This is a genomic window from Frankia sp. CeCAU1 (assembly GCF_977971845.1).
Window position 1 is genome coordinate 1 of record NZ_CDWWXA010000097.1, and the last position, 8,671, is coordinate 8,671.

General features: G+C 71.0%; 10 protein-coding genes, 3 pseudogenes and 1 riboswitch. Of the genes and pseudogenes, 3 read left to right on the plus strand and 10 right to left on the minus strand.

The features are described 5' to 3' along the window. On the plus strand, positions 1-736 hold a 736-nt coding region (locus tag AC08OO_RS16270), incomplete at its 5' end, for an LppP/LprE family lipoprotein (RefSeq protein WP_476618715.1). A gap of 386 nt (positions 737-1,122) precedes the next feature. Continuing rightward, on the plus strand, positions 1,123-2,763 hold the full coding sequence (locus AC08OO_RS16275) for a serine/threonine-protein kinase (RefSeq protein WP_476618716.1): 1,641 nt from the start codon (positions 1,123-1,125) through the stop codon (positions 2,761-2,763). A 248-nt stretch (positions 2,764-3,011) separates the two neighbouring features. On the opposite strand, the gene AC08OO_RS16280 is transcribed toward AC08OO_RS16275, so the two are convergent. The 7 genes and pseudogenes from AC08OO_RS16280 to AC08OO_RS16310 all read right to left on the minus strand — a co-directional run bounded on the left by AC08OO_RS16280 (position 3,012) and on the right by AC08OO_RS16310 (position 6,113). Beyond that, positions 3,012-3,596, minus strand: a complete 585-nt coding sequence (locus AC08OO_RS16280; protein ID WP_476610731.1) for a superoxide dismutase family protein — start codon at positions 3,594-3,596, stop codon at positions 3,012-3,014. A gap of 316 nt (positions 3,597-3,912) precedes the next feature. Then, on the minus strand, positions 3,913-4,089 hold the full coding sequence (locus AC08OO_RS16285; protein ID WP_023841116.1) for a hypothetical protein: 177 nt from the start codon (positions 4,087-4,089) through the stop codon (positions 3,913-3,915). Between the two features lie 67 nt (positions 4,090-4,156). Continuing rightward, positions 4,157-4,345 carry a PIN domain-containing protein gene (locus AC08OO_RS16290; RefSeq protein WP_476610732.1) on the minus strand — a complete coding sequence of 63 codons (189 nt, stop codon included), beginning with the start codon at positions 4,343-4,345 and terminating at the stop codon, positions 4,157-4,159. Between the two features lie 205 nt (positions 4,346-4,550). Then, positions 4,551-4,724, minus strand: coding sequence for a hypothetical protein (locus AC08OO_RS16295; RefSeq protein WP_235187108.1), 174 nt, complete (start codon positions 4,722-4,724; stop codon positions 4,551-4,553). 45 nt (positions 4,725-4,769) lie between these two features. After that, positions 4,770-5,012: pseudogene (locus tag AC08OO_RS16300) on the minus strand (hypothetical protein); the annotation flags it as partial. Continuing rightward, positions 4,960-5,607, minus strand: a pseudogene (bluB, locus tag AC08OO_RS16305) (5,6-dimethylbenzimidazole synthase); the annotation flags it as partial. The pseudogenes bluB and AC08OO_RS16300, both read right to left, overlap by 53 nt. Before the next feature lie 36 nt (positions 5,608-5,643). Further along, positions 5,644-5,841, minus strand: a riboswitch (cobalamin riboswitch). A 119-nt stretch (positions 5,842-5,960) separates the two neighbouring features. Continuing rightward, positions 5,961-6,113 (minus strand): hypothetical protein, encoded by a 153-nt coding sequence (locus tag AC08OO_RS16310; RefSeq protein ID WP_011437266.1) that lies wholly within the window; start codon positions 6,111-6,113, stop codon positions 5,961-5,963. A 120-nt stretch (positions 6,114-6,233) separates the two neighbouring features. Here AC08OO_RS16310 and AC08OO_RS16315 point away from each other — a divergent pair, with 120 nt between their 5' ends. Next, complete coding sequence (locus AC08OO_RS16315) at positions 6,234-6,371, plus strand: hypothetical protein (protein ID WP_476610733.1); 138 nt, start codon at positions 6,234-6,236, stop codon at positions 6,369-6,371. Positions 6,372-6,414: 43 nt separating this feature from the next. On the opposite strand, the gene AC08OO_RS16320 is transcribed toward AC08OO_RS16315, so the two are convergent. From AC08OO_RS16320 to AC08OO_RS16330, 3 genes and pseudogenes are all read right to left on the minus strand, one after another. After that, complete coding sequence (locus AC08OO_RS16320; RefSeq protein ID WP_476610734.1) at positions 6,415-7,374, minus strand: Rpn family recombination-promoting nuclease/putative transposase; 960 nt, start codon at positions 7,372-7,374, stop codon at positions 6,415-6,417. Positions 7,375-7,759: 385 nt separating this feature from the next. Further along, positions 7,760-8,221 (minus strand): flavodoxin family protein, encoded by a 462-nt coding sequence (locus AC08OO_RS16325; RefSeq protein ID WP_476610735.1) that lies wholly within the window; start codon positions 8,219-8,221, stop codon positions 7,760-7,762. Positions 8,222-8,373: 152 nt separating this feature from the next. Continuing rightward, positions 8,374-8,671 (minus strand): annotated as a pseudogene (locus AC08OO_RS16330) (recombinase family protein); the annotation flags it as partial.

The window sequence follows — 8,671 nt, forward strand, 5'->3', positions numbered from 1 at the left end:
GAGCCACGGCGCTGACGGCTGGGAGGACGACGGGTGGCGCGTCGGGTCGGGCAGAGGCGGGAGCGGGGGCGGCGGGCGGCGTGGAGCCGTCGTGGCGGTGGCCGCGCTGCTCGCGGTGCTGCTCAGCGGGGGCCTCGCGGCGGCCCTGGTGCTCAACCGTAGCGACGACACGCCCACCATCACGGGGTCGACGCCGGACCCGCTGGCGACGGCGGGGACGGCCGCCGGGACGACGGGTCCGTTGCAGGCCGCCGCGCCGCCCGCCACAACCGGGCCCGCATCGGCGCGGGCGCGGGCGTCGGCGTCAGCGAGCCCGACACCGGTGGCGACCACGGCGGCGACCACCGCGGCGACGCTGTCCGCCGCCGACGCCGCCGCCACGGTGCGCCGGAAGGGCTATGAGCCGGACATGAGCACCTACGCGGCCGACCGGCGACTGAACGTAGTGATCGGCACCGGCCAGCCGGCCGGGGACACCCCCCGGCAGCTCGCCTTCGTCTTCGCCGACGGTGAGTACCGTGGCACGGACACGAAGGCACCCAGCGCGCGCATCACCCTCCAGCGCCAGCGTAACGATCATGATGTCGTGCTGCGCTATGCCACCTACGACCCGCGGGACCCGGTCGATGCCCCGTCGGGCCACGCCGACGTCCGCTTCCGCTGGACTGGCACAATCTTCTCCACCCTGGACAAGATTCCGCCGAGCGACCCGAATGTCTCCGGCAGCCGACGGTAGGGCCGTCCGCCGGGGTCCGGGTGGCGGCGGGCGGTACCGGATGGCGGGTGGCGGATGGCGGTGGCGGGTGGCGGACCCGAGGCGCCCGCCTCCGCGCCCAGCCGCACATCGCTGCGCTGGAAGCATTACGGTTCAGGGTTAGGGGTCTCGCGGGGCCGTGGACGTCGCGGATGCCGTGGACGCTGTGAATGACGCTGTGAATGACGCTGTGAATGCCGTCGACCCACGGACACCGGTGCGGCGCGGGCCGGCGGCCATCGGGCCTCGGCCCGTGCCCACCGCCGACGAAGGAGTGAGCTTTCGGGTGAGCCCCGGCATTCCGAGTCTCACGGCCGAACGCGGAACCGAACGCGGAACCGAACGCGGCGATCAGGACAGGCGGCACGATGCTGACCCCGCTTGTTGACGACGACCCGCGCCACGTCGGCCCGTTCACGATCCACAACCGGATCGGCGCTGGCGGCATGGGCACCGTGTACCTCGGTTTCAACGCCGACGGCCGGGCCGCCGCGGTGAAGGTTCCCGACGCCCGGTTCGCCGACGACCCCGAATTCCGGGAACGGTTCCGCCGCGAGGTGGCCGCCGCCCGCCGGGTGCACGGCCGGGCGGTCGCGGCGGTGCTCGACGCCGATCCCGAGGCCACGTCGCCGTGGCTGGCGACCGAATACGTGGAGGGCACCAGCCTCGCCGACGCGGTGCTGCGCCACGGCAGGCTGGAGGAACGGCTGCTGCACGGCTTCAGCGTGGGACTCGCCGACGCGCTGATCGCCATCCATGCCGCCGGAGTGGTGCACCGCGACCTCAAGCCCTCGAACATCCTGCTGGCCTGGGACGGCCCGAAGGTCATCGACTTCGGCATCGCGCGGGCCTCGGGGATCCCCAGCCACACCCGCACCGGGATTCTCATTGGCACGCTGGCCTGGATGGCGCCCGAGCAGCTGCGCGGGGAACGGGCCGGGCCCCCCGCCGACGTGTTCGCCTGGGGCGCCTGCGTGACGTACGCGGCGACGGGACATCCGCCGTTCGCCTCCGAGCAGTCCGACGTGCTGACCAGGATGCGCGAGGACCGACCACCCGACATCGCCGGCGTGCCGGTGAAGCTCGCCCCGCTGGTGCGCGCGGCGCTCGGGCGTCGGCCGGAGGAGCGCCCGAGCGCCGCCGAACTGGTCCGCAGCCTGGTCTCGGACTCCGCGGTCCGCACCCCGGCCGACGCCGACCGGGCTGCGGCGTTGGCCCTCACCCCCTGGCAGGCCCGCCCGCCGCTGAGCGCGGGACCCGGCAACGGCAGCAACAGCAACAGCAACGGCGCGCCGCTGGACCCTGACCGGCCCGATCAGCCGACCCATCCCCTGGCCAACCGGCCGACGCCACCGCCGGGCGACGACCAGTCGTGGCGCACCGTCCCGGTGCCCCGCCGGGGCGCGGACGGCTCGGTGCAGGATCCCGCCGACGGCGGCGCAGCCGGTCCGCCGCGACACCCGGCGGACGGCGGGCTCCTCGGCATGCTGCTCGGCCGGCTCCCGGCGTCCTGGCGGCGGCAGGCACCGGGCGCGCACGGAGCGCTGCCGGTCGTCCTGCTCGCTGGAATCGTCGGGCTCGTCGGGCTCGTCGGGCTCGTCGCCGCGCTCATCGGGGCCGGCGGCTCCGATCCCCAGGTGGAACCGGCCGCCCCCGCCCCGTCGTTCGGCCCGGCGGCCCCCGGCGGCCCCACGAACCAGCCGCCGGCCGGTGCTCCGCTGTGGACGCCGGGCACCCGGCCCGGCCCGGCTCGGCCCGGCCCGGCCAGCCCACCCCCGGTCGGCGACGAACAGCCGATGACACCGACGGACCCGGGCACTGCGACACCGGTACCCACCACGGCGAGCGCGCAGCCGAGCGCCACGCCTACGAGCCGGCCATCGCAGCCGACGGGCGCCTCCCCGACGGTCGCGCCGACCCCGTCGCCGAGCCCGGGCGCCTCGACCACGGCGACAAGCTGCCCGACGGGCGCCCCAGTCGGGGGCGCGACGACCGCACCGCCCTGCTGAACCCGCCGCACGGCCGCCCTGCTGAACCCGCCGCACGGCCGCCCTGCTGAACCCGCCGCACGGCCGCCCTGCTGAACCCGCCGCACGGCCGCCCTGCTGAACCCGCCGCACGGCCGCGTCACGCCACCGTCCGGCGTCCTGGTGCTCATCCACCACGCACCGGAGACTCTGACTGTGGCAAACCGGCTACGCGACCGCTGCCTTCGGCTTCGCCACAAGATAGCGAAGCGATCGGATCTAGGAAAAATTTAGGAGAACGGAACGGTGATGCAGGCCGCCCGCGGACCGGCGGATCCGGCTTCGCCGGGCATGCCACTCGTCCCGTGCTCGTGGAGCACGACCGCCCTGGCACCGCCGGCTCGGAAGTTCCAGTCGACGACGGCGAACGCCTGGCCGTTGCCGTCGGCGTCCGTACTGAAATCCAGCCAGACCTCGTTGTGTGGATTGGCGTACGCCGGATCGACAGAGGGTTGTACCGGGTCCGGCACGTTCTGGTAATGCGGCCCGGCCGCCGTACCCGTCGCGCCGCACGCCTTCTGATGAACATGCGCCCCGTACCTGTGGCCGGGCAGCAGCCCCTGAACCACCAAGCCCACCACGGTACGAGGTCCGCCGGCCGCCAGTACGACCGCCCCGGCGCCGACCGGAACGAGATGCCGGTCGTAGGTGACGGCCGCCGGTGGCTGCTTCTCGTTCCAGGTCGTGAACGCGACCGGCTCCGCGACGACCCTCGTGGCGCTCGGAGCCGCCGGTGCCACCGCCGAGGCCGCAGCGGCGAACAACGCGGTGAACAAGCCGAGGCCGGCCAGGATGATCGACAGACGCCGTCGCATGAGGATCCTTTCAGCGGCTAGTTCAGTGGCTCGGGAACGCCGTTCACGTGGGACGAGCCTAGCCTGGCCACGGGTTTCGGGAATGCTCAACACGACCTGAACGGAAACGTGGGGCCGAACGGGGGTGCCCGGCTCACCATCCTCGGCGCGAATCCGAGGAAGTACCCAAGGACCGGGGCAGCACCGACGCCATATTTTGCTCGGACGCCACGTTTTGCTCAGGCATGGTCCACCCTTCCTCAGGCATGGTCCGCTCCCAACGCCGGCCACCGGCTCGGGCGAAGAAACCAGCCAGGCTCGGCATGCGCCTGGTGGATCAGGCGAGACGCCAGGACGTTGCCCGGCCGGCTGCGACCAAGGCAGTGTCGTCCAGAGTGAGGACCTGATCAGCGAGACGGGCGGGATAGGCGCGCAAAGACAGACCCTCGGCCGCCGCGACCTCCGCGAGCCGGTCGCCTGCCTCACCAGGGATGCGGATGTTGGCATCGGTCACGGGACGTCTCCCTTCACACGCTCGTAGGGTATGGGGGTATGGGTATGGGTACATACTCATACCTGGCTCAGGCGGGCACAGCAACGGTCAGGCCTTCCTGGGCGGCGGCGGTCGACAGGCGCTTGTCGTAGCTGACGAAGACCAGTGACGGCGCATCGAGCCGGAGCGCCGTCGCGAGATGCAGGGCATCCGGCGAACGCAGCAACGGATCCGTCAAGGCCGCGGCGGAGACCATGATCGGCTGGTCGATGGGCACGAGCGTGATCCGCGACGGGACGTCGGGGATACGGGGATACGGGGAAGAGCGGCGGGGTCGCTGCGGCGCAACGCTCGGGTCACTTCGAGCATCACAAGCGCGGACGACACCGCGACGCCTGGCCGGACGGCAAGCCAGGAGCGCAGCGCACGCGTCCCACGCTCCGGATGGGTCAACTTCATCAATGCGCTGGAGTCCAGATAATTCAAGAAGATTCCCCGCGTAGCTCCGCCACCACGTCCACGGAGTCACGGCCGTCCCAGCTGCCCGTAGACGTCGGTTCGGGGAGATCAGCCAGGCTCGCGGTGGGGACGGTAACGCGCCCCTCGGCAACGAGTTGGTCCAGGTAGTCACTGCCCGTCTGCGTCAGTTCGGGCACCAGCCTCGCCCACGGTCGTCCGTTGCGAGTGATGACGATCGATTCTCCCGCGTGCGCACGGTCAACCCAGGTACCCACGGCGTGGCTGAGATCCCGCATGCTCACCACAGTCATACCTGAAGTCCAACAAGTGTTGGACACCCGCTGGCCCCTCGATTCCAGGATCAGCGGGAGCACCGTCCCCGGACGGCATCGCGCCCCCGGACGGCATCGCGCCCCCGGACGGCATCGCGCCCCAGCGCTCGGCGTGGACGGCGTCGGCGAGGGGACGCCGCCGGGCCCAGCCATGGCGTTCGAGGTCGGGAACGTGCTCAAGGTGGGTTACCGGCCCGAGGCAGAGCCACGCCACGGGCCGGATGTCGGCGGGGATGGCGAGCAGGTCACGAACGAACGGCTCCCGGTAGAACGACACCCAGCCCACCCCGAGGCCCTCGGCGGTTGCGGAGAGCCACAGGTTCTCGATCGCCAGGCACACCGAGTACAAGCCGGCGTCGGCAATGGCGTGCCGCCCCAGCACCGCCGGCCCCCCGCGGTGCGGATCGTAGGTCACAACCAGCGACAACGACGACTCCAGGATGCCGTCGATCCTGATCCGGGCGAACCGGGCTGCACGCTCACCGGCCAGGGCCCCGGCGAAGACGGCGCGCTCGCGGTGCACATGGGTGTGGAAGGCCCGCCGGGACCGCTCGTCGGTGACGAGGATGAAGTCCCAGGGCTGGCTGAGGCCGACGCTCGGCGCGGCGTGAGCCGCCCCGAGCACCCGGTCGAGCACGTCGGCGGGGATCGGCGCGCCGGTGAACTGGCCGCGCACGTCGCGCCGCCGGTGCAGGACATCGTAGAGGTCCGTGGGGCGGAGGTTCGTGGGGTGGCTGTCGGTGGGCATGGCAGGCTCCCGCTGTCCGGCCGCCCGCACGACGACGGGCGACGTCGATGCGGGGCCGGTCTTCGGACTTCCGGATCAACGCCGGCCGTCCGCCTTCCCGGACCCGAGGACCCAGTGGCTGCGCGACGCGCATGGACGGCGACTTCCCGGTTACCGCGGCGGGCCCGTGCCGGACTTTCACCGGCTTCCCGATTCTCCCCGGTCCCCCGGGGCACCCCGCTCATGATGCCATTGGGGACGATACAGGATAAATCGACATACCAAGGTGACGGCGATCCGTCGACCGGTGAGTTTGGGGGACCTTAGCACGGTCTGCGGGAAGGTCATCCCGGTCTGGCAACGGAACAGGCGGCTCAAGGTACGTTCACTGTACGTTCACTCGCCCCGACGGTGGCGCCGAACTCGGCCCGAGTCCGCGGATCGGCGGGATCACCGGCCAGCGCCGCTGTGAGCGCGGCGACGCGGTCGTCGCGTGGTTGGGGCAGGCCGAGCCGTAGCTCGGTCACCTGCCGCAGCGAGCGCAGCGGGACGGCTGTCAGGTCCGTCGCGGTGAGCGCCCGGATGATCTCGCACAGCAGGGGGTTCCGGCTACCACGGTCGGAGCGGGGGACCCGAACGGATCATCCATGTCCGGGAAGGCCAGTACGTGCATATGGGTGGGGGTGCGCCTGGTGCGCGTGGTCACCGACGCGATCCCCCGCAGCGACCCGGCCAACATCGCCGCGGCCGGGCTGAAGGCGCGTCAGGACGCGTGCTCGTGCTGACAGGCAACCCGCGCGAAGAGAGCTACCGCGGCGTTGCAGCTGGTCAGAGGAAAAGCTGGTCGAGCGTGTCGGCGATCAGGACGCGAGCGGTCCAGGTCTGGAGCTGGCCGGCGGAGGCGTCGTGCACGGCGGCGAGCGCGGCCTCGGGAAGCGGACCGAACTTGAGGGTCAACAGCTGGAGGAGCGACTCGACACGACCCTCGACACGACCCTCGGCACGGAGCATCTCTGCGATGGTCATGTAGGCATCCTCCGCCTCAGGTCCAAGGCCGGCGATCAGGTCATGCAACTCGTCGCGGGCGTCCGCTTCTCCGACCAGCTCAATGTAACGCAGCAAAGTGGCGAACTCCTCCCTGCCATCCGGGCCGTCGAGGACCGCGCGCAGTTCGTCGACCCACGGTCGCAGGTCCTGGGCGAGCCGGGGGTTACCAGGGACGATCTTGAGGAGGAGCAGAGTGAGCCGCACCGAGTGCGTCAGCGGACGCTCCCGCAGCTCCCGCTCGTCAACGCGAACCAGGTCATCGAGCAGGAACTGGAACCGGGGCAGATGCTCCCGCCAGGCGCCGGCGAGGTCCGGAGCCAGGTCGACCAGGTCGAGCACCTGAGTCGGGGCGACCCACGCGTGCTCGTTGTGGTGCACGACCAGCGGGACCACCGCTGGCAGCCGGGCCGCTTTGTGATGGTCTGCCAGGTAGCGGTCCCAAACACGCACGACGTAACGCAGCATCCGGAACGCCATAAGCGGGTCGCTGCTGCTCTGGTGCTCGACGAGGACGTAGATGAACGCCTCATGGCCGTCAAGCGGAGCGGTGAAGAGCAGGTCGGTGTGCCGCCACCGCAGCGTGGCGTCGACCAGGCTACCGGGGACAATCGCCAGCCGGTCGAGGTCGAGGCGGGCCACAAGAGCCGCCGGCAGCGTCGCGCGCAGCTGCGACGCCGCGTTCGACGGCACACCGAGGACCCGGCGGAACACCGCGTCATGCGGCGAAGGCGGACTCGACATGGCGGCACCGTACCGGCGAACACCGACATCCCAGACGGCGCCGCACAGCTAGCTCCCGATCCACACGGCCAACGGGGGCGGCGCTCAAGCCGTCTGCCAGACTGGCGGCAACGATAGCGCCGAGTTCCCAGCACGCCTCGCGTACCGCGGCGTCCACTTCGCCGACGATCGACAGCGGCTCACGCCGGCGCTTCCACTTCAGCCCCGTGGTGACACCACCGCCGCGGATCGCGCCGGTGGTGTCGCTGTTGCCGCGCGTACGGCCGGCCTACGGTTGCCTCAAGCACGGGATAGTAGATCTGCTCGCAGAAATACGCCGAACCCTGGTCACGGAGATGTCGCTTTCCGTGACCGACCGGATGGGTGTGGACGGCCACCACGCCCGCTACGGCATCAGGCTCGCGGCGGTGGCAGCACCCAGCTCCCAGCAGGCCTCGCGGGCTTTCGCGTCCGGCGTGCCGATCACCGTCAGAGGCTCACGCACGCGCTTCCACTTCAGGCCGGTTGCAATCGTCTCCACGCTGCGGACCGCGCCCGTGGTGTCGGAGCCGCCGTGGACATACAGGGCGTACGGCCGACCGATGGTTGCTTCCAAGCAGGGGTAATAGGATTGATCAAAAAAGTGTTTCAAAGCCCCTGACATGTAGCCGATGTTGGCCGGCGTCCCGAGCAGGTAGCCGTCTGCGGCCAGCACGTCAACCGCAGTGGCGGCCAGGGCTGCGCGGACTACCACTTCTACGCCCTCGATCGCCTCGTCTCTGGCGCCAGCGAGCACCGCCTCCAGCATCGCCTGCATGGACGGCGACGGAGTGTGGTGGACGATCAAGAGTGTCGGCATCGACGCCATGCTATGGGCCCGACTACCCGGCGCACCGTCCTTACGCCGCCAGACCGGCGCCACCCAAGGGAAAGGGGCGTGCTCCGCGAGGGAACACGCCCCAGGGCACGGAGCCGATGGCCTCGCACCCTATGTGGATCATCAGCTCGCCACAGCGACCGTTACTTCCAGATCACTTCGAGCCGGTCCGGGTTGAAGGTGCTCTTCTTCCCGCCTGGGATCGGCCGCCGGAGCACCACCGCCTCGATCACCGTCTCGACGATGGCCCGCCGCTGCTCTACCTCCAGGGTCGGCCAGGACTCGGCGACGTTGGTCGTGCTCGGGCCGGTCCGCGACCGTAGCCAGGCCATCTGGCCCTCACGCAACGTGGCGATTTCAGCTTCCTTCTCCCGCACGCGGGGGAAGACGTAGGCCCCGCCGAGTTCATCCCGGTCGTAGGCTGTCATCAGCTCGGCGATC

What these genes read in the sequence shown, in the direction of transcription:
- AC08OO_RS16275 (WP_476618716.1), top strand. Translation starts at nt 1,123, where the DNA reads ATGCTGACCCCGCTTGTTGACGACGACCCGCGCCACGTCGGCCCGTTC.
- AC08OO_RS16280 (WP_476610731.1), bottom strand. Translation starts at nt 3,596, where the DNA reads ATGCGACGGCGTCTGTCGATCATCCTGGCCGGCCTCGGCTTGTTCACC.
- AC08OO_RS16315 (WP_476610733.1), top strand. Translation starts at nt 6,234, where the DNA reads ATGTCCGGGAAGGCCAGTACGTGCATATGGGTGGGGGTGCGCCTGGTG.
- AC08OO_RS16320 (WP_476610734.1), bottom strand. Translation starts at nt 7,374, where the DNA reads ATGTCGAGTCCGCCTTCGCCGCATGACGCGGTGTTCCGCCGGGTCCTC.
- AC08OO_RS16325 (WP_476610735.1), bottom strand. Translation starts at nt 8,221, where the DNA reads ATGGCGTCGATGCCGACACTCTTGATCGTCCACCACACTCCGTCGCCG.